This window comes from Pseudanabaena cinerea FACHB-1277 (assembly GCF_014696345.1).
Taxonomy (GTDB): domain Bacteria; phylum Cyanobacteriota; class Cyanobacteriia; order Pseudanabaenales; family Pseudanabaenaceae; genus Pseudanabaena; species Pseudanabaena cinerea.
In genome coordinates, this window is record NZ_JACJPY010000083.1 from 1 (window position 1) to 19,519 (window position 19,519).

Consider the following 19,519-nt stretch of genomic DNA (forward strand, 5'->3'; position numbering starts at 1 on the left):
AGCTTTAAGCTTGCTCAAGATAGCTGAACTTAATGGTCATTGGAATCATCTTTGCTTCCCTTCTCAACCTGTTTAGCCATCAACGAATTATTTACAGCAAGAATTGCTTTAGTTTTAGCTCTTAAAAAGTCTAATATTAACGTAATTACAGTGGCTGATGCCGCAAGATTTAGCTTCTCTGACGAAGAGCAGCTAATTTGGGCAACAGAACAGAGAAGAGTTGTATATAGTTTCAACATGGGGGACTTTCAGCAACTTCACCATATTTTCTTGACAAAAGGAATGGAGCATAGTGGAATTATCCTTGTTCCGCAACAGCGCTATTCGATTGGAGAGCAACTACGAGGTTTGTTAAAGCTGATTAGCCAAAAAACTGCTGAAAATATGACAAACCAATTGATTTTCCTAAGTGCTTATATGAAATAAAACACAAATTTTTTCTCTGATTATTATTTGTATCTATCAGCCAAAGCCAACATTGCATCTAGTTGAGAATCCATCAACAGACATTGCTCCAAATGCTCAATATCCAAATCGGGCAAACATAAGCTATGGGAACTCTGCACATAATCCCCAGACCGCAACCAAAAAACACTAATCTTCCCATCTTCCCAAAGCCAAACTTCAGGAACCTCTAGCAATTGATATTTTCTGAGCTTAGCGACATTACCACTTGTCACCACCACCTCAATACACAAATCCGAAATCTCTTTCTCCGTATCAAAGTTATAGGACAAATCTGCCTGAAATTTGGCACGTCCTTGCAAGGACTGAGTATAAACACCAGTAGAAACAAACCGAATGCGCTTGAGCGTGAAATACTGCCCTAACAATGCACAAAGTAAAGTACGAGTCATTTCATGGGTTCGTCCAATACCCACAATTTCTAAAACTCCCTCACAATAAATCAGGCGCACACCGTCAATATCCGCAAAAGCAGATTCTAATGCTTGGAACTGCTCCCACGTTACGAACTGCCTCACAATATGTCCAGACATTTTTTCAGGGAAGCGATCGCCTTGGAAAACCATAATAAAATCTTGTGCTGGAGAAATTAGCCAACCAAGCTCGGAGCCGTTGGTGATGGCTGAACTGATATTACTTACAACCGATCGCAACTTAATAAGCGCCTAGGATCAAACTGCTGCTGAATCTTGATCATGAGATCCCGCGCATTGCCACGATCGCCCCAAATGTTTTCGAGATTACTAGAACCTTTTTCTGAAGTTCCATTGCTAAACTTTAAAGCTTGTGGTGCTTCCAGAATGGAGAGAAAGCCGCCGCAGGAATCGGTGACATTTCTGACTTTGGCAATTTGGGAAGCGATCGCGGCGATGTCCGTAATACCTTCCACGCGCAAAATACCCAAACCACTGCCCATATGGATTTGGAGGGCGGTGAATTGGGAACCTGCAAAAATTTGTTCACATTGCTGCAAAGTGGCGATCGCTGTCGATGGCAAGATTCCCAATTTACAAACTAAATAGTCCTGTGGTTGACAGTCCCTAAGCTCATCGCGCCACATTGCCTTTGCGAGGACTTGCCAAAATTTTTGATGGTCAGAGATAATCTGCAAATATAAGCCTAATTCTTGGGCGAGTTTTGCTAAGCGATCGCTTTGTTCGATAACGCTAGTTTTTAGGCTGGCAAACTGGAGCGCTAAACCATTTTGTCCTTGGGAATTACCTAGATCAAATTCACCATTGATTTTGACGATCGCCGATGGTGATAGCAGATCACAGGCGATCGGAGTCAAAACTGAGGTGCTGATAGTTTGGTGTGCCTGGGCGATCGCATCGGCTTTTCCCGTCATTAACACAATTTGCGTAAATTCAGGCAGTGGATAGAGTCTAAAAGTAATGGTGGTGGCAATGCCTAGAGTACCATAGGAACCCGTTAACAACTTCATCAGATCGTAGCCCGCTACATTTTTGACCACGCGCCCCCCCGCCTTTGTCACTTCACCATCAGAGCGCACAAATTCAATTCCCAGACACATATCGCGCACACCGTTGTAACGATGTCGCAGAGAGCCAGCGCTGCCTGTCGCCAAAATGCCGCCGATCGTGGCATCGGCGCTATAGGGTGGATCGATCGCTAAAAATTGTCCTTTCTCAGCCAAAACTGCCTGTAAATCTTGATACTTTACGCCCGCTTGCACTGTCACGGTCAGATCACCGACGCAATGCTCAATCACTTGGTTTAACCGTGATGTACTGACCACAAGATCCGCACGGCTCACCAAACCGCCCCAATCAAGTTTAGTGGCATTGCCGCAGGGTAGAACTCGCAAGCGCTGCTCATAGGCGATCGCCATAATTTTTGATAGCTCGGCGATCGACTGCGGATAAAGGATACAAACTGGCGCAAGGCTATCGGGGGTAAGACTTTGGGTAATGCGTTGCCATAATTGGGCGTGATGGGGTGAGTTGCTTAAAATTAGGCGATCGCCTCCCAATAAATCCGTAAATAGCTCAATTATCTCTGTATCCGTCAGTCTCACTTAATTGCTTCCCACTCAAAGTTGATATATTAAGCCAGCGCCAAGCGCCGCTTTAATCGCTAAAACAGACGCTTACTACCATCAGGGCGAATTGTTCCCCAATTGGTTTTTGCCTGCGCTAACTGCTCATCAGAAATTTTAGCCCCTTTGAGATCTGCGCCACAAAGATTAGTGCCATTTAAATTAGCTTGACTTAGATAAGCTCCCTTCAAATTTGCCCCACTCAAGTTTGCCCCACTCAAATCAGTTTTGCTCATGTAGGCTGACTGAAGATTTGCCTCCCGCAAGTCCGCCAAAATCAACGAGGCGCTGCCCAAATCACACTTAATCAAGATTGCCCTTTGCATCTTTGCTTCTCGCAAATTGGCACTATTTAACTTTGCCTGCGACAAATTCGCCCCCTGAAAGCTAGATCCCGACAGCTCACAGTGGCAAAAGTCCGCCTCTACTAGTTTCGAGCGACTCATGACAATGCCTGTCAAATTAGCACTACTCAAAGAAGCCTTGGAATAATCTTGGTTAGCAAAATTACGCTTACCTTGGCTATATTCAGCAATAACCCGTCTGCCGCCCTTAAGCTCTCCCGTGCCTGCTCGCGTATTTGCTCTAGTGTTACCAGTGGTCATCATGCCATTGTCATTGCTTTGACCATACCTCTGGGACTGAATCCTAGAGTTAGGTATTTGCGTAGTTGAAGGTCTGACCGTAATCGAAGATGGCGGCGGGGATGATGATGTATAGATAGGGGTTGGCGCAGGTTTGGGCGGTGGCTCCACAGTTCCAGACTCCAAAGCTCTTAAAGCTTCCTCCGCAGAACGGAATCGCTGTGCCACAGATTGCTGAAGTAATTTTTCAAAGACAACCCGCATCCGATCGCTGAGCTTTACCTGTGATTTCCAATTGATTTCACCTGTATAGGGATCATGGGGCAGATCCTTAGGCGATCGCCCCGTCATCAAATACAGGCAGCTCATCGCCGTTGCATAGAGATCGCTGGAATAGACAGGACGCATCGCCATCTGCTCTGGTGGCGCAAAGCCTGGTGTACCAATTGCAAAGTTCGTTAAAAGCCCAGTGGGATCTTCTTCCGCCGATGGTTTATTAACTTGACTAGAAACCGCGCCAAAATCGATTAAGACTAACTGTCCATCTTGTTTGCGCCGCATGATATTGGCAGGCTTGATGTCACGGTGAATCACCCCATTTTGGTGCATAAAGCCTAGAGCAGGGAATATTTCTGTCAGGATTTTCTTGATTTCAATCTCACTAAATGCCCCACGTCTTTCAAATTCCTGTTTGAGCGTTTCCCCATCGACAAATTCTTGCACCAAGTAAAAGTTGCTATCCTCTTCAAAGTAATCTAGCAATCGGGGAATTTGGGGATGGCTGCCAATTTTGCCGAGCGTAAAAGCTTCACGTTCAAATAACTCCCTTGCCATTTTCATAACACTGGGGGATTGGGTATTTGGGCGCAATTGTTTGACAACGCAGGAGGGGAATCCTGGCAATCCTTCATCTGCCGCCAAGAAAGTCGCACCAAAGCCACCCTTCCCAAGGGGCTTACTAGCGCGGTAGCGATTTCGCAGCTTCAAACCTGAACCACAGCTAGCACAGGAGATCGCAAAGGGTTCATTATTTGGATTGGCACAGTTCGGATTAACGCAATAACTCACGGTTGATCGAAGACCCAGATGACGGTTGATCAAATAAAAGAAGTATAGGTGCAAAACAGCCGATGCTGTATCTGCTTATAGCTTAACTTTAGCTTAGATGAAATCGAGTATATCTTTAACAAAAAAGTCTAATTTTCAGAGAAAACATTAAAATTCTTCATTGTCTAACCCTTCATTGGATGTATAACCTGATGGACGACTTGTTGGTCTGCGCCTACGTCTTGACGCGCTAGGAAATGTGTTAGTTTCCGAGCCATTAAAACTATCAGGATCGTTAGTGCTAGGACGAGAGCGGCGCTTAGGACTAACAGGACGAATATCATTTTCATCGATATCAATGATTGAGTCATTGCCTATGTCGTCACTTGAGCTGGCTGTAGAGTCATTGCGGCTACGTTTAGGGCGGCGAGATGAACGGCGATCTTCCCGACCATCGGTAGTGTCGCCACGCAACTCACTGGCTTCAGCACTATTGCCTAGCGATCCGCGTACTTGACGCGAGTTACTAGGTCGTTCGCGGCGTGGCGCAATCTCGCGGGTGGGATCAATCTCAACGCGATAGTCGGAACCGATGGGTTCTTCATCATCTACTAGGGGGCTAGATGGCGATCGCCTTGCTTGATTTGCTAAGGATTGCCGTAGTACCAGAGATTCCACAGCAAACCATCCTGCAAAACCAACTACTAGCACCTGCGCCAGTTGAGTGGTAATTTCCATACGGAAATTAAATGCCAAGAGAATAATGCCATAGACAAGGGCGATCGCTGAAAAAAAGATGTCATGATCGCGAGCTAGTTCGGGGCGAAAGTTTCTTACAAAATACAAACCCACACCTCCCAAAGCGGCAACAATTGCCAAAAGAATCATTAGCGGGTTGCCACCGATGTTGATCATGGTTCTATATTTCTCCTAAGTAGCTGTTAGTAACTACATTTCAAATTTTAGTTTACGTTTGGGAATGGTTTAAGTATAGCAATATCCTGTATTGGTTAGGACTTACGCTGAATTTCCTAAAACCCTCACCCCTAGCCCCTCTCCCATTAAGGGCAAGGGGAACAAGAAAATGCTTTTCACCCCTTCTCCCTTTCTGGGAGAAGGGGCGGGGGGATGAGGGTAAATTTGCGCTTCGCACCAATTTTTGCACTTTATCTAGATATTGCCGAGACCTTTGCCGAATCAGCATTTTTGGCAAGTTTGCTGTTGCATAGATGATCGGGCAGTGCTGAGCCTGAGGGATCAAGCTTATCGGCAAGGTTGGGATATTTAATCCTGCCATGATTGCGTTCTTGCCAAATCTTGAGGAATACAGGGGCAATGCGCTCTAAGTCTTCCCAAGTTAAAGAGCAGTCCTTGAGTTGCCCATCATTCCACCTTGCCTCAAAGATGCGGATTAATAGATTTTTGCCCTCCTCAAAGGTGGTGTCAGTGCCTAGCGATCGCAGTGCCGCCTCACAGGCATCCGCCAACATCACCAGTCCTGTCTCACGGGATTGGGGAATGGGCCCAATATAGCGAAATTCTGACTCAACCACATGATTAGATCGCTTTTGGGCTTGGCAGTAAAAGTACATGATGGCAATTGTGCCTTGATGTTCAGGGATAAAGGCTTGCAGCATTTCAGGTAAACGATGTTTTTGTGCCAGTTTCAGCCCCCCTGTAACGTGTTCTTTGACAATCTGAGCGCTTAACCAAGGATCGTTTAACAGATCATGGGGGTTGGTTTGTCCCATCTGGTTTTCGATGAAATATTCGGGGCGCAAGGTTTTACCGATGTCATGGTAAAGCGTCCCTGTGCGTACCAATGCTGTATCCGCACCGATTTCACGGGCGGCGGCTTCCGCGAGATTTGCCACAAATAGGGTGTGCTGAAATGTGCCAGGTGTCTCGGTAACTAAGCGGCGCAATAGGGGGCGATCAAGATTGGCAAGCTCGGCAAGGCGAAAGGGTGTGAGGGCATAGGAAATATGCTCTAGGTAAGGAATTGCTCCAAGGGCAATGATCGCCGCAATCATGCCCCCTGCCGCATATTGCAAGGCTGTAATTAGCATCAGGATCGGCGGTGTTGAGCCAAGGAAAATGGCGATCGCCAGATAGATTGCTGCTTGCACCAAGCCAACCAGTAACCCAGTGGCGGCAAGATGGGAGCGTGTCAGTGGACGGTTGGTGATCGCGGCGGCTAACATTGCGCCAACGAGGACTGGACTAAGGGCGATTAGGTTGGCATTGACGGCTATACCTAGCAAAATTGCCATTAAAGCTGAAATCACCATCGCTAGACGGGCGCTATAAAAACTGCCCAAAATTAAGCCCATACTGGCAAGGGGCAGAAACATCAGCATATTCGGAGCCATCAGAGAGGTGGCGATCGCGCCGCCTGTGCAGACGATCCCGATACAGAGCCAGTCTTTAACATGAAGCTTGACTTTAAGTAGATACTGCCAGCGCCGATTGGCATAGCCAAAAATAGCAAAGGCGATCGCCGTAGAACCTGCCATCATCAACAAGCCCTTAAAATTCACCTGTCGCTGGGTCAGCTTGAGTTCGTCCAAAATCGTAAATTGACGTTCAGTAATCTTTTCGCCCCCCTTGACGATAATTTCCCCCGCCTTGAGATATACAGTTTGTGGTGGTACAGATTCTGATGCTTTGAGCGCTCTTTCTGTAGTTGCCACAAAATCAATGCTCATATTTGGTTTGGCTGTTGCCTTCAACAAAGCGATCGCCATCGTGCGCTGTTCGGGATCGTTTGGCAAACTACTGAGGTGAATAATTCTTTTATGCAGCATTTCTTCGGGCAACCCTGAAATAATTCCCGAACTTTGTAGATCCCCCAGAGCCTGCCTGATCTTAATCTTGTTAGCTTCCCACTCTTCGTTAGTCATCTCTAGCAGGCGATCGCGAAACATTTCAGGTCCTGTTTGAGCGCTCTCCTTGGTGACGGCATAGGCTTTACGAACCTCTGTCACTGTTGCAATTAGCCTTTGATAATCCTGAGGAGCCGCCGTAATCCGATATTGTGCCAATTCAGTTGTGGCTAGATTAGAAATTTCTTGAACTCGATTTGACGGCGTGGCAATCATAGTCGATGAGCTACTACTAGCAATTCTCTGCGCCCTTGACTGAACCTGCTCCCATTCCAAATCAGAGATCTGTCTAATAAAACGCTGTACATCATCACTCAGGATTTTGCGATCAACATAGGGCAGTTGCCCCGATGATATTCTTAGTTTGTCACCAACCTGTAACAAATCCTCTAGGTGTTTATAAGCAATGGCATCTTTATCAATCTCATTGCGATAGATTGGGGTGACTTGCTGCTTTGCCAGTTCCTTGGCTTGCCTTGTGGCTTCGATATCGGTTGCCGTAATTGTTTGCGGCGATCGCAGGTCTTGATCAACAAATGTGCCAACCCCTAGCTGTGGCTCTGCATAAAATCGCAGGCTCAGGGTTGAGGTCAGACAGACAAAGGTAATGCCGATGACCGCTCGACCGAACCACTTACGCGACAAATGTTGGGGCGTGGTTGGGAGCGATGGTGACTTAGTGGGAATAATCCCCATGGCTTAATAACTCTGGTTAGAAAGGGGTTTAGAAGGTATTAGGAAATAGTAGAAAATATGTGGGGCTTAGAATTATACATAATACAGCTAGAACCTAAGGCGATCGCCAAAGATTAGCAAAAGATAAGGATCGTCAAACCTACGCAAGCCAAACTTTGAAAACGTTGCATTGTGACGTTTTCAAAGTTTGGCTTAGGGCTTAGCTGATGGGTAATTGCGGTGATAAGAAGAGCAAGACATAAGCCGGGTTCTGTTTCAAAGGTTTTATCAACATTTTTAGCAGTTATCTATCTGGGATACCTGTTGCCAGATACCTCTTGCGGCACACACTTGACACGCGATCGCCTCAAGCAACGAATATAGGATTCAAGGAAGATCGTCATATCCCTATTCTCTCGCCTTGCTTCCGACTGGGGTTTACCGAGCCAGAGCCTCTCGACCCTGCTGGTGCGCTCTTAACACACCTTTGCACCCTTACCATTTATAGAAATATCGCTTCGCGATATTTCTATAAATGGCGGTATTTTTCTGTGGCACTATCCTCGCGATCGCTCGCACTGGGCGTTATCCAGCAGTCTGATCTCCATGGAAGCCCGGACTTTCCTCAGGTAATCAGCTATAGGCTCATTACCCGCAACTGCACGCCTACTCTTCTCAATAACATTGTACCAAATCAAGAAATGCCATAGACATTTTGGGACTTTGACGGAAAAAATCATGTAAAGACTGTCAAAAAAACTCACAAACAATGGCAATTAAATGTCAAACAATGTTTATAAAAACTGGATTGTTTTGCTACACTATCTAGCGAGTCAAGGTTTAGCAAAAAATTTCTCTTGTTTATCAGGTGCGAGTAACTAGTTACATGATGAAAGACTTTTCCCAAGGGATATCCGCGCTATTGCTGTCCTTAATTTTAGTATTAGTGACAGGAGTTTCCCCATCTGCTGCTGCTGGCATTTTGCGAGTATTAGTCAAAGAGGACAATAGTTCTAAAATGTCTGTTGCGGTGACTCAGCCATCCACCTTACAAGCGCAGGGGCAACCTAGTCGCCGTCTTGATCCTGGTCAGTGGTACACTTTGCCACTCACCTCAACCTATCGGATCATTCCCAGTAATAATGGATTGGTGCAGGTTGGCAGTCACCTTTACCCAGGCGAAATCGAATTACGCGCTTGGAATAATAAGGCGATCGCGGTAAATGTTTTGTCCCTCGAAGAATATCTTCGCAGTGTCGTTCCTAGCGAGATGCCCGCCAGTTGGCATATGGACGCACTCATGGCTCAGGCTGTCGCCGCCCGTAGCTATGCTGTTAATACTCAGCGCCAGCGTAAATGGGGCGATGCTCCTTACGACTTGGTGAGTGATACCCGCGATCAGGTGTATAAAGGTTTTTACCGCTATGACACCGCCACAGGTCAAGCGATCGCCTTGATCCATAGCCGTAGCGATCAAGCCGTTGCCTCCACCGCAGGTTATATGCTGCGTCCTGGGTTTAAAGGCTACTATCGCGCCCGTCTGCCCCGTAACTGGATTAGCTGGGGCGGTGGTTATATGCCCGTTTCCGATGGACAGCACCTCGATCAAGAGATGACCCAACAAATGGCACAAAGTGGCTGGAATTGGGTACAAATTTTATCTTGGTGGTATCGCGATCAGCCAATTCAAAATAATTAGACTAATTATAATTAGACCAATTAATTTAGATTAATTAAACAAATTAACTTCAAAAACAAAGGCGTTACAAAGTGCCGTTTCTGCCGAAAAATATGAATAAATTATCAGAAGTAGAAATTGGATCGGCGATCGCGCAATTATCGGGTTGGGCGATCGTCGATGACAAATTACAGAAAAATTTTAAATTTAAAGATTTTGTCGAAGCCTTTGGCTTTATTAGTAAAGTGGCGATCGTGGCGGACAAGATGGGGCATCACCCCGAATTGTTCAATGTTTACAACAAGATCAGGATTGATCTCACCACCCATGATGTCAATGGCATTAGTAACCTTGACTTTGAACTAGCCCAAAAAATTGACAAGCTGCTATAGCTCCACAATAAAAAAATTGAGGGCGCTGCGAAGCAGCGTCCTCAATTTTTTTATTGATATAAATCAATTATACCAATTCACAAAAGTGTGACTACACTTTTGTGAATTGAAAACCAAACCCAGTATGTTTTTTTTAATCAAGAAATGGCTACGCCATTTCTTGATTTGGTATTAAGCGTGGCGTTTTTGATGCCATGCCCAAGCGTGTTGCAAAATTAAATGCAAATCGGCATATTGAGGCTGCCAATTTAAAATCCGTCTTGCCTTCTCGCTACTGCCCACCAATGCAGGGGGATCACCAGCGCGGCGATCGCCCATGACCACATTGATCGGTTTACCCGTAATTTCGCGGGCGGCATCAATTACCTGCTGCACCGAGAAGCCATTGCCATTGCCTAAATTAAAAATTTCGCTCTGGTTGCCATCAAGCAAATATTGCAATCCTAAAACATGGGCATCGGCAAGATCGCTAACATGGATATAGTCGCGGATACAGGTTCCGTCTGGAGTGGGGTAGTCTGAACCATAGACAGTGAGCGATTCGCGCTTGCCCAAAGCCGCCTGTAAAACCAAGGGGATCAAATGGGTCTCAGGATTATGATCTTCACCGATCGCCCCTGATGGATCGGCTCCTGCGGCGTTAAAATATCTAAAAATTACTGACTTCAACCCATAGGCAACATCAAAGTCTTGCAAAATCCTTTCCACCATCAGCTTTGTTGCCCCATAAGGGTTAATCGGCGCTTGGGGATGTTCCTCCGTAATCGGAATTTGCTGTGGCACACCATAACTAGCGCAGGTGGAGGAAAATACAAAATTTTTAATATCTGCGGCGATCATTGCCTCTAGCAACACTAGCGTTCCCACAACATTATTGCGATAGTACTTGTCAGGCTGGCTCACGGACTCGCCGACATAGGCATAGGCGGCAAAGTGCATGACGGCACTAATGGCGCGATCGCTAAACAATTTATCTAATAATGGGCGGTCGGTTGTGTCCCCAATAATTAGCTCCACACCTAGAGTTTTGGCGATATCTTGATGTCCATAAACCAAATTATCTAAAACCAAAACCTGATAACCTACTGTTTGTAAAGCTTTGACCGCATGGGAACCAATATACCCCGCACCACCAGTCACTAAAATTGTTGGCTTGCTCATAGCTTTAATGAATTATCTCTGTAAAATCCTTGCAATATAGCAAAAAAGCTTTGCTTAAGTCACAAAATGGAAGAAGCGAGTAGCGGAGCATAGCCCCATCACTCGCTATCCAGTGCAGATTTAAAATCCCTGTAGCGCGGGCATCCTGCCTGCTTTCGAGGGCGATTAGTCAGTCAATCGTTACTACAATAGACGCGACTTGAGTATCTCAAAAATCTCCTTGGGGATCGGCATTTTCAGCGATCGCCCCAAGCGATTTTTCTTTTGAGCAATTTGTAAACAGTCTAGGTTTTGACAAACGTAAGCAGAACGCCCCATACCCACATCAAGTTGGACTTGAAACTGTTGCGGATGATCGGCGTGGGGTACACGCACCACCCGCCAAAAGCGATCGCGTGGGGCAACAGACTGGCAACTAACACAGCGCCTTTCTAGCTTACAAAGGGGCTTAACATCATCCATCTAAGCGTCATACTCATCATCATTTGCATAATTGCGGCGATCGCGATCCCCACGATCTACCCCACGATCTAATTTACGAGATTCTGAAACCCTAACGACCCCTTCACTAGCCCTACGCGCCTCCTCCTCATAATCATACTTAGCCAAATTCTTAATATCGATCTTCCAGCCAGTTAACCGCGCTGCCAAACGCACATTCTGCCCCTCCTTACCGATCGCCAAGCTCAACTGATCCTCAGGCACAATTACATGGGCAATTCGTTCATCGGCATTGATCAAACGTACCTCATGAATTTTGGCAGGACTCAAAGAATTGGCAATATAGGTAGAAGGGTCAGGCGACCAACGGATCACATCAATCTTTTCGCCGCGCAACTCCGACACCACTGCCTGAATCCTTGCCCCCCTTGCGCCAATACAAGCACCCACAGGATCAACATCCCGCTCAAGGGTATCCACAGCAATCTTGGTGCGAGGTCCCACCGCAGGGGATGGAGGATTAGCTTCCCTAGCCACCGCCACAATTCTGACAATTTCCTCCTCAATTTCAGGCACTTCATTGGCAAATAAATACACCACCAGTCCTGCATCGGCTCTAGAAACCAACAACTGTGGTCCCCGCCGTGACCCCTCAAATACCTTTTTGAGATACACCTTAATTGTGGTATTTGGGCGATAGGGTCTTTCGACCGTTAACTGTTCGCGCTTAGGCAACTCCGCCTCCACTTCAGGCTGACCAAAACCACTACTGACCGCCACAATCACCGAAGTTGTCTCAAAGCGCAAAACGCGCCCCTGCAAAACCGTTCCTTCAATATCTTGAAATTCCTCCTGAATAATCTTGCGTTGTTGATCCCTGAGTTTTTGCGATAGGACTTGTTTAGTTTGAATCGCCGCCATCCGACCAAAATCACCCTGTTCAGGGGTCACATCCACCACCACCGTACCGCCAGCCTGAGCCTCAGGCGCAACCTCACGTACCTCCAATAGACCAATCTCATGATCGGCATCCTTCACTTCATGGACAATGGTCTTAGTTGCCAGCACCCGAAATCCTTCACTGTCGAGATCTAACTCCACATCAAAGTTACTGAAATGCTCCTCTTCAAAATTAATACCATCAGAGCGATAGGTTTTGCGAAAGCGCTCATAGCCTTTGAGTAATGCCTCACGCAATGCACTCTGTACAGCCAGTTTAGGCAAATTACGCTCTTTGCTGATCACTTCGACCATCTGCCCCAGACCTGGTAAATTTAACAATGACATAAGCTTTTCTTTCCTGATATTTATTTAATTTTTATTTGGTTTTTACTAGAGCCTTTACTGGAGCCTTGACTTATATAAAGCGCTTTACGCTTAATGAAATCCCAGAAAATTTTGTAAATAAGCGCGAAGCACTCCTTTCCCAAGATTTTCTGTACTACATAAAGCCTCAACAGACTGTAACTATCGCCAGCCTTAATTAAGACGCAAAAACAGACAACAAGTGGCAACGCTCTCCGCCACCATCCGCATTTATTTTTTTGAATCTTAGCTAGTTAGCTCAACCCGTTCAATTAAGGCGCGGGGAATATGCACCACTCGTCCTTTGATACTGAGCGAAACCTCAGTTTCATTGCGACTAATCAGATGACCAGTCCAAATTTGCTTGCCCTCATAGCTGGAAATCATGTTGACAGCAACCATAAATCCGCGAAAAGCCACAAACTCGCGATCGCCCTCTAAAAGACGATCTGCCCCTGGACTAGATATCTCCAAAACATAGGCGTGGGGGATCAAATCGATCGCATCAAGGGCTGTCTCCAATGCTCGACTCATACGCTCACAATCATCTAGTCCTGTATTCTGATTGGGGTTCCGAATATCTACCCGCAAAACCGTTGGATTTTTGTTGGTATGCAACACAACATTAACTACCTCCAAACCAAGGGGCGGAGCAACTTCTTCAGCAACTTGCAAAATTTGCGGAATCAGGGGATGACTCATAGAATGTACAAAAATAACTTGAAAAATAAATCTACGCTACAAAAAGCAAGGCTATAAGAGATAAAGCTCCAAAAAACAAAAAAGTGGGACAAATCCCACTCTTTGAGTGTTGTTATATCAATCCACAAAAGTGGGACAACACTTTTATGGATTAAGAACTAGACACAACCAAGGCTTTAGAACCAATTCACAAAGGTGTAACAGTACCCAGATGAATTAAAACCCAATAAGAGCTTTTGAGTTAAGAAATGGCAAGGAAATTCCTTAAATTGTTACAAAAGCATGGGATGGCTACACCACTCTACGCTTTGGCATTACAGCACTCAGCACTTAACCAAATCAAGAAAACTTTTGAAAGCGATACTTAGCAGCGCTTTCAAAAGTTTTCTTGGAGATCGTTTAGATCAGTAACTGCTGTAAAAATAAGCTTTGGTAGAACCTTTGGTAGGTTAATGGCAGGTCGCTTGACCCATCTATATTAACCTTGCCCTTTCTTACGATATCACTAATTCAGGGCGTTCCTCAGGCAAGATTGCCCCCTCAATAGGACATACTTGCAAGCATACCCCGCAGTCTATACAGATAGCAGGATCAATTTTAAACCAAATAGTTCCTTTTTGATTTGCCCCATCTCCCTGAGAAATGCAATCGACAGGACAAGCGGTAACACAATCAGAAACTCCTGAGCAAATATTAGAAATAATTGTATAAGCCATACTGAATCTATATCTCAGACATATCTGTATTCTAGCGTAGTAACTTTGGCGTAGTAAAATATAACTTTATTATAACTTTAAGTAACCTTATATAACTTGTGTGTAACCTTTTAACGAAAATTAACAAAAAGTTAGGGGTTGTGCTTAAATTTCTTTGGTGTAATATGTATTCATCGATAAAATCGTAAATAAATACCGCAGGTCATACGGAAATTTATGCTTGAGAATCTAGTTGTTAAGACTAGGTAAATCACTACAGATTAACAATATCTAGACCAAATCTAGCGGATGTAGTGAATCCAAGAACCTCAGTTCTTCGGAGCTAGGAATGACCAAACTTCTAGTAGCTTTAGTAACTTGACCATGACGGGGTTGAGTGGTGGTGGTGACTCGTAAGACCGCACTGGCTATTACAGCGTCAATTAGATCTTCGCAAGCCCTCCTTGTTAAACCTATCTATATTGATTGCAACAAAAAATTATGAAATCTTCTGCACTTACCTTTGGCTTAGGAATTATAGCTGCTGCTGGCTCTGTAATGATTGGAGCATCTGCTGAAGCAGCTACTCTATTGTTTGCTAATGGTCCTAGCATCACCAGTGACAAGTTTGAATTTGAATTCATCCCTCCTACTGATGGCTCTATCAGATCTAAATTGTTTGTAACTGACATTGGTAAAACTGCTGTTGCCCAAAATTTGTTTACAGAGCCAGAAAGCAACAATGGTACTGTTACACCTGGTGGCATTGTTGAATCTGATGCAAGCTGGGCAGCAACTGCTGGTACTTACATTCTAGGATGGGGTAACGCCTACGCTCCCCCTGGCAGTACTCCTGTTCTCGGTATTCCCTCTTACGGTGTTTACTCTGATGACCCACTTCCCAACTTCAAGCTAATTTCTAGTGTTGGTGGTTGGGATACTTACGGTATTGAAGATATTGCATTGACTGGTGGCGATCTAGATTACAACGATGGCAAGTTCCGCGTTCGTGCTGTTCCTGTTCCTGCGATTGTTCCTGGTATTGCCCTTGCTGGTGCTTTCTTTGGTAGCAAGGCTCTCAAGCGCAACAAAAAAAATGCTGAAGGATCTGTTGCCTAGTTTCTAACTAGTTACTGAATCTTTGGCTGTTGCCAGTCTCTTCAAGTAAGTCAAAAAATATAGGGCGCTTAGCGCCCTATATTTTTATGTATTTTTAGGCATATATGAAAGTTTTACAGGTTGGCACGAGTTGGTTTTTAGAAGATGCGGGTGGACTGGCGCGGGTTTACTATGGCTGCGTACAAAATTTGCCAAGGGTGGATGTGGAGGTTGCAGGGCTGGTAACTGGCTCTGAGCTTGTGACGCAAACCTCAAATGGGCAAGTCCAGACCTTTGCTCGTACTGACGATTCGCTGTGGCAGCGATCGCTTGGTTTAAGAAAATCCCTTAAACAATTGCTAAAGCATGGTGCATATGATCTCGTGGCAGTTCATTTTGCGCTTTATGCGCTACCTGCCCTAGATTGTTTGAAGGGTATTCCTTTAGTGATTCATTTTCACGGACCTTGGGCTTTGGAAAGCAAGGCTGAGGGGGCGGGTAGAATATCGGTATGGGGCAAATGGCTAGTCGAAAAGATTGTTTATAGCCGTGCTAAAGGCTTTATCGTGCTGTCGGAGGCATTTCGGCAAATATTGCATCAAACCTATGGTGTGCCTTTACATAGGATTTTTATTGTGGGAGGGGGCATCAATACTGAGGAATTTTTGGTGCAGCAGTCAGTGGCAGAGGCGCGATCGCAATTGGGATGGGCGCAGGATCGCCGTATTATTCTGTCGGTGCGAAGGTTGGTACAGCGCATGGGGCTAGAGAATTTGATTATGGCGATCGCCCAAGTGCGTCAGGTTGTTCCTGATGTGTTGTTGTTGATTGCGGGCAAGGGGGCGATCGCGGACAATTTGCGATCGCTAATTCGGCAAATGGATCTAGAAAACCATGTGCAGTTATTGGGGTTTGTGGCGGATCAAGATTTGGCGATCACCTACCATGCCGCCGAATTCACGATTGTGCCTAGTGTTTCCTTAGAGGGTTTTGGCTTGACCGTGATTGAGTCTTTGGCATCGGGTACACCTGTTTTAGGCACGCCCATTGGCGGCATTCCTGAAATTTTGCGCCCACTTTCTGAGAATTTGGTACTGGAGGGCAGTTCGGTGGAACAGTTGGCTAAGGGGCTAATCGAGGCTCTGGTGGGGCAGAGGCAAATGCCTAGCGCGGCGGCTTGTCAAAACTATGTGAAACGAAATTACGATTGGCAGGCGATCGCCGCCCAAATGCGATCAGTGTATGAGCAATTAACATGATTTTCAAGAATGTATAAGTAGCCAATAACTTTCCGTTGGCAAAAGTAACATTTAAGTAACTTTTGCATAACTTTTACCTCTAGCCAAATTCAATGCTTTGTATAATCATTAGCTCATCACAGCAATCAAACCCTAAATTTTTTGATTAAGGCTAAACAATGAAATTTAATATTCAATCTGCTCTTGGTGCTATCGGCACTGCGGCGATCGCCACAACTGTTGCAGCCGTAACCACAATCTCCGCACCTATTGCCGCAAATGCTGCAACATTTAATTTCAACAATATTGTTGCTGATAATGCTGGTGAGCTAAAAGGCGACCCACTTGCTCAGTTCCTATCAATGGATGTAACCGCTTCAGGCGGCGGCACATTATTTAAGTTCAGCCTTGCAGAAAACTCCCTTCCTGGTTTTGGCGGCTCTTTTATCCGCCAAGTTTTCATTGATGGTTCAACCACTTTGCTTGGCACAGCTACCGTAAATTCTGGCAATGTTGTTGTTGGCGGTGTTGCTTTCTCTGGCGGAGCAAGCAGCCAAAACTTTGCACAGGGTAACAAAGTTGGCTTCTCCACTGACTATTACTTCAACCGTAATAATGGTGCAGCTAATGTAAATGCAATTCAAGAAGGTGAATCCCTTGGAGTTTTGTTTGCCAATGCTAATTTCAACAACGTAATCGCTGCCATCAATTCTGGTGATTTGCGCGTTGGCTACCACGCACAGGGTCTTATCGATGGAGCCAGTGACTCTTACATCAACGGTATTCCTACTACCCCGCCTCCTAAGCCAGTTCCCGTACCTGGCTTCTTGCTTGGTCTAGCTGTTGCTGGCGCATTTGGTGGTTCTCGCTTGCTAAAGAGCAAGAAGCAATCTGCTTAATTTGCAAGCATCTCGGCTTTTTTGATCCAAATAAAAAAGGCGGCGCGTTGCGCCGCCTTTTTTATTTGGATTTCGTGAGGCTTTTTAGCAAAATTGTCCTATACTAGATAGGCTGTCAAGTTTTCAACAGTAATAAGGAAGGAGCTATGTCCCGTTATAGAGGTCCGCGCCTCAGGATCGTCAGAAGACTCGGCGAACTGCCAGGTCTTAGTCGCAAACAACCAAAACACGCCTATCCACCAGGGCAACATGGGCAAGAGCGCAAAAAACGTTCTGAGTACGCCGTGCGTCTTGAAGAAAAGCAAAAACTACGTTTTAATTACGGTCTAACTGAAACTCAAATGTTGCGCTATGTGCGCCGCGCTAGAAGGGTAAAGGGTTCGACAGGTTTAGTATTGTTGCAACTGCTAGAAATGCGTTTAGACAATACGGTTTTTCGGATGGGATTTGCGCCCACGATTCCTGCGGCTCGTCAATTGGTAAATCATGGACACATCACCATCAATGGTAAGAGTGTCACTATTCCTAGCTATGGCTGTCGTCCTGGGGAAGTAATTAGCGTCAAAGACAACGAAAAATCTCGTAAACTAGTTGAAGCTAACCTCGAATTCCCTGGTCTATCCAATATTCCTAGCCATTTAGAATTTGATAAAGCCAAAATGACTGGCAAGGTCAATGGCGTTGTTGAGCGCGAATGGGTAGCTCTGCAAGTGAATGAGCTACTGGTTATTGAGTACTACTCACGCCAAGCTTAAGGTCAAAGCAATCAGCTACGGGCAACTCTTGACTATGTGCTTGTAGCTGAACGCCAGACAATAGCCACAATAGGCGACAATAATTGCGTAAACTCTATCAAGTTAAACATTAGGTTCAACTTCACTGCGAATTATGCAGTTAAATATTTCTGCCCCCGTAAATCCCGATTTAATTGTTCCGAAAGACTTTGTTAGGGGTTGTCCCCGCACTGTCCGCATGGATATTGATCATCTATTATTAGCGATCGAGGCATTGGATTTAGAGGCTGTTGAGGTAATGTTAGCCCTGATTGAGCAGTTGGGTTTAGAAAAAACGATCCCCAGTCGGGTCGCCTTTTGGAGACTGCGAAATACCAACCCTTTGAGACGCAATTACCAGCGTAGTAGTCTTGACTGGGATGAGCTAAAGGCTCTGGTCAAGATTGCCTGCGCGATCGCTAAGCAATTCGATACTGGTTTGCGGCTATTAATCAGTACATATCAACAAGTCACCGAAGGCAAAATTGAGGCTTTGGGGCTACAGCAAAACCAATTTTTTTTAGAGGGTTATATCGATCGCTTCCGCTCTTTGTATATTGGCAGAATGCGATCGCCTGCGCCATTGAATAATGAAGAGATCGGTGAGTTAGCCCTACAACAACTAACCCGACTGCTGATTTCTAGTGGCACGGCAGGTGAATATCGTCTATGGAATAGTTTGTTTGACGGAGCGATCGCCTAATGTTGCAGCGAAATTACAGTTTGCCGAGTTGTACCTTGCTAGTGGAAGGCATTAGTACGGGTGGTGATGTCCTATCGATTGTCACTAGTTTTGGTTGCCGCTTTAACCATCATCCTGAGCCGATTGTTGGCGGTTTAGAATTGCTCAAAGCCATGGTGTCTGTGATTGGAGCCTATGCCCAATCCCTTGCTAGTAATAACTCTATGCAGAGCAACAATGAGCAGGTGCAAATTGCCCCCGAAGGCAAGCATTTTCATGTTCTGTCGGTCATGCTCAATCAGTCCGATGCCAATAATCCAAAGCAGATGCAGGTCAAGCTAAACACGATCCAGCTTTTTGACCTCATGGAAAGTTTAGATCGCCTATGCTGTGACCCCACGACATTGCCAGAAGTTAATTTAACTTCTCAGGCGGCGGCACAACGCACCAACTCATTGTTGGGCAATCAGGTGATACCAGCGATCGCTGGTGTATTTAGTGTGGCGATCGCTGCCTCATTGCTTTACCTAATTCCCACGCCCAAGCCCGATCCTAAACCAACTTTGCCCCAGCAAACTCAACCTCTGCCCCAGCCAGTACCCAAAGTTTCCCCCACTGTTGAAACCTCTCCCAGTGCTTCCCCTGCCCCTGAAGGTTCAGTTCTCCCCGAACCATCCCTTCCGCCGAAAGACCCCGCGACTCCCGAAGCATCTCCTTCACCCACAAATTGATACTCCCTT

General features: G+C 45.6%; 19 protein-coding genes and 1 other RNA gene. 9 read left to right on the forward strand and 11 right to left on the reverse strand.

Features of this window, described 5'->3' with window-relative positions:
* Positions 1-39: 39 nt before the first annotated feature.
* Complete coding sequence (locus H6F44_RS18665; protein ID WP_242016649.1) at positions 40-426, forward strand: DUF5615 family PIN-like protein; 387 nt, start codon at positions 40-42, stop codon at positions 424-426.
* 23 nt (positions 427-449) lie between these two features.
* Here H6F44_RS18665 and H6F44_RS18670 read toward each other — a convergent pair whose 3' ends face one another.
* From H6F44_RS18670 to rnpB, 6 genes are all read right to left on the reverse strand, one after another.
* Complete coding sequence (locus tag H6F44_RS18670) at positions 450-1,118, reverse strand: Uma2 family endonuclease (RefSeq protein ID WP_242016650.1); 669 nt, start codon at positions 1,116-1,118, stop codon at positions 450-452.
* Entirely contained in the window at positions 1,103-2,503 is a 1,401-nt protein-coding gene (locus tag H6F44_RS18675) for an FAD-binding oxidoreductase (protein WP_190352538.1), read from the reverse strand. The genes H6F44_RS18670 and H6F44_RS18675 overlap by 16 nt, the downstream gene beginning before the upstream one ends.
* 59 nt (positions 2,504-2,562) lie before the next feature.
* Positions 2,563-4,176 (reverse strand): serine/threonine-protein kinase, encoded by a 1,614-nt coding sequence (locus H6F44_RS18680; protein WP_190352539.1) that lies wholly within the window; start codon positions 4,174-4,176, stop codon positions 2,563-2,565.
* A 147-nt stretch (positions 4,177-4,323) separates the two neighbouring features.
* Positions 4,324-5,070 (reverse strand): Ycf66 family protein, encoded by a 747-nt coding sequence (locus tag H6F44_RS18685; protein WP_190352540.1) that lies wholly within the window; start codon positions 5,068-5,070, stop codon positions 4,324-4,326.
* A gap of 251 nt (positions 5,071-5,321) precedes the next feature.
* Positions 5,322-7,736 carry an HD family phosphohydrolase gene (locus tag H6F44_RS18690; RefSeq protein ID WP_190352541.1) on the reverse strand — a complete coding sequence of 805 codons (2,415 nt, stop codon included), beginning with the start codon at positions 7,734-7,736 and terminating at the stop codon, positions 5,322-5,324.
* A 223-nt stretch (positions 7,737-7,959) separates the two neighbouring features.
* Positions 7,960-8,389, reverse strand: an RNA gene (gene rnpB / locus H6F44_RS18695) — RNase P RNA component class A.
* Between the two features lie 215 nt (positions 8,390-8,604).
* Here rnpB and H6F44_RS18700 point away from each other — a divergent pair.
* Positions 8,605-9,414: a SpoIID/LytB domain-containing protein gene (locus H6F44_RS18700; RefSeq protein ID WP_242016651.1), complete on the forward strand. Its 810-nt coding sequence runs from the start codon at positions 8,605-8,607 to the stop codon at positions 9,412-9,414.
* A 92-nt stretch (positions 9,415-9,506) separates the two neighbouring features.
* Positions 9,507-9,785: a 4a-hydroxytetrahydrobiopterin dehydratase gene (locus tag H6F44_RS18705; protein ID WP_190352543.1), complete on the forward strand. Its 279-nt coding sequence runs from the start codon at positions 9,507-9,509 to the stop codon at positions 9,783-9,785.
* A 171-nt stretch (positions 9,786-9,956) separates the two neighbouring features.
* Here the strand turns inward: H6F44_RS18705 and galE are convergent, their stop codons facing one another.
* The 5 genes from galE to H6F44_RS18730 all read right to left on the reverse strand — a co-directional run bounded on the left by galE (position 9,957) and on the right by H6F44_RS18730 (position 14,110).
* Positions 9,957-10,946 carry a UDP-glucose 4-epimerase GalE gene (gene galE / locus H6F44_RS18710; protein WP_190352544.1) on the reverse strand — a complete coding sequence of 330 codons (990 nt, stop codon included), beginning with the start codon at positions 10,944-10,946 and terminating at the stop codon, positions 9,957-9,959.
* A 183-nt stretch (positions 10,947-11,129) separates the two neighbouring features.
* On the reverse strand, positions 11,130-11,408 hold the full coding sequence (locus H6F44_RS18715; protein WP_190352545.1) for a YlxR family protein: 279 nt from the start codon (positions 11,406-11,408) through the stop codon (positions 11,130-11,132).
* Complete coding sequence (gene nusA, locus H6F44_RS18720) at positions 11,409-12,674, reverse strand: transcription termination factor NusA (RefSeq protein WP_242016652.1); 1,266 nt, start codon at positions 12,672-12,674, stop codon at positions 11,409-11,411.
* A 264-nt stretch (positions 12,675-12,938) separates the two neighbouring features.
* Complete coding sequence (gene rimP / locus H6F44_RS18725; RefSeq protein ID WP_190352546.1) at positions 12,939-13,394, reverse strand: ribosome maturation factor RimP; 456 nt, start codon at positions 13,392-13,394, stop codon at positions 12,939-12,941.
* Positions 13,395-13,888: 494 nt separating this feature from the next.
* On the reverse strand, positions 13,889-14,110 hold the full coding sequence (locus H6F44_RS18730) for an indolepyruvate ferredoxin oxidoreductase subunit alpha (RefSeq protein ID WP_190352547.1): 222 nt from the start codon (positions 14,108-14,110) through the stop codon (positions 13,889-13,891).
* 480 nt (positions 14,111-14,590) lie between these two features.
* Here H6F44_RS18730 and H6F44_RS18735 point away from each other — a divergent pair, with 480 nt between their 5' ends.
* The 6 genes from H6F44_RS18735 (at position 14,591) to H6F44_RS18760 (ending at position 19,510) form a co-directional block, all read left to right on the forward strand.
* Positions 14,591-15,208, forward strand: a complete 618-nt coding sequence (locus H6F44_RS18735; RefSeq protein WP_190352548.1) for a hypothetical protein — start codon at positions 14,591-14,593, stop codon at positions 15,206-15,208.
* A 104-nt stretch (positions 15,209-15,312) separates the two neighbouring features.
* On the forward strand, positions 15,313-16,446 hold the full coding sequence (locus tag H6F44_RS18740) for a glycosyltransferase family 4 protein (RefSeq protein WP_190352549.1): 1,134 nt from the start codon (positions 15,313-15,315) through the stop codon (positions 16,444-16,446).
* A gap of 158 nt (positions 16,447-16,604) precedes the next feature.
* Positions 16,605-17,324, forward strand: a complete 720-nt coding sequence (locus H6F44_RS18745; protein WP_190352550.1) for a hypothetical protein — start codon at positions 16,605-16,607, stop codon at positions 17,322-17,324.
* A gap of 146 nt (positions 17,325-17,470) precedes the next feature.
* Positions 17,471-18,079 (forward strand): 30S ribosomal protein S4, encoded by a 609-nt coding sequence (gene rpsD / locus H6F44_RS18750; RefSeq protein WP_190352551.1) that lies wholly within the window; start codon positions 17,471-17,473, stop codon positions 18,077-18,079.
* A 133-nt stretch (positions 18,080-18,212) separates the two neighbouring features.
* Positions 18,213-18,800 (forward strand): DUF3038 domain-containing protein, encoded by a 588-nt coding sequence (locus H6F44_RS18755; RefSeq protein ID WP_190352552.1) that lies wholly within the window; start codon positions 18,213-18,215, stop codon positions 18,798-18,800.
* Positions 18,800-19,510, forward strand: coding sequence for a DUF4335 domain-containing protein (locus tag H6F44_RS18760; protein ID WP_190352553.1), 711 nt, complete (start codon positions 18,800-18,802; stop codon positions 19,508-19,510). Before H6F44_RS18755 ends, H6F44_RS18760 begins: the two co-directional genes overlap by 1 nt.
* Positions 19,511-19,519 lie beyond the last annotated feature (9 nt).

Bases quoted from the DNA above. Each gene is read 5' to 3' on its own strand.
- H6F44_RS18690 (WP_190352541.1), bottom strand. From the start codon at position 7,736: ATGGGGATTATTCCCACTAAGTCACCATCGCTCCCAACCACGCCCCAA.
- H6F44_RS18745 (WP_190352550.1), top strand. From the start codon at position 16,605: ATGAAATTTAATATTCAATCTGCTCTTGGTGCTATCGGCACTGCGGCG.
- H6F44_RS18700 (WP_242016651.1), top strand. From the start codon at position 8,605: ATGAAAGACTTTTCCCAAGGGATATCCGCGCTATTGCTGTCCTTAATT.
- H6F44_RS18735 (WP_190352548.1), top strand. From the start codon at position 14,591: ATGAAATCTTCTGCACTTACCTTTGGCTTAGGAATTATAGCTGCTGCT.
- nusA (WP_242016652.1), bottom strand. From the start codon at position 12,674: ATGTCATTGTTAAATTTACCAGGTCTGGGGCAGATGGTCGAAGTGATC.
- galE (WP_190352544.1), bottom strand. From the start codon at position 10,946: ATGAGCAAGCCAACAATTTTAGTGACTGGTGGTGCGGGGTATATTGGT.
- rimP (WP_190352546.1), bottom strand. From the start codon at position 13,394: ATGAGTCATCCCCTGATTCCGCAAATTTTGCAAGTTGCTGAAGAAGTT.
- H6F44_RS18705 (WP_190352543.1), top strand. From the start codon at position 9,507: ATGAATAAATTATCAGAAGTAGAAATTGGATCGGCGATCGCGCAATTA.
- rpsD (WP_190352551.1), top strand. From the start codon at position 17,471: ATGTCCCGTTATAGAGGTCCGCGCCTCAGGATCGTCAGAAGACTCGGC.
- H6F44_RS18715 (WP_190352545.1), bottom strand. From the start codon at position 11,408: ATGGATGATGTTAAGCCCCTTTGTAAGCTAGAAAGGCGCTGTGTTAGT.
- H6F44_RS18755 (WP_190352552.1), top strand. From the start codon at position 18,213: ATGCAGTTAAATATTTCTGCCCCCGTAAATCCCGATTTAATTGTTCCG.
- H6F44_RS18730 (WP_190352547.1), bottom strand. From the start codon at position 14,110: ATGGCTTATACAATTATTTCTAATATTTGCTCAGGAGTTTCTGATTGT.
- H6F44_RS18685 (WP_190352540.1), bottom strand. From the start codon at position 5,070: ATGATCAACATCGGTGGCAACCCGCTAATGATTCTTTTGGCAATTGTT.
- H6F44_RS18760 (WP_190352553.1), top strand. From the start codon at position 18,800: ATGTTGCAGCGAAATTACAGTTTGCCGAGTTGTACCTTGCTAGTGGAA.
- H6F44_RS18740 (WP_190352549.1), top strand. From the start codon at position 15,313: ATGAAAGTTTTACAGGTTGGCACGAGTTGGTTTTTAGAAGATGCGGGT.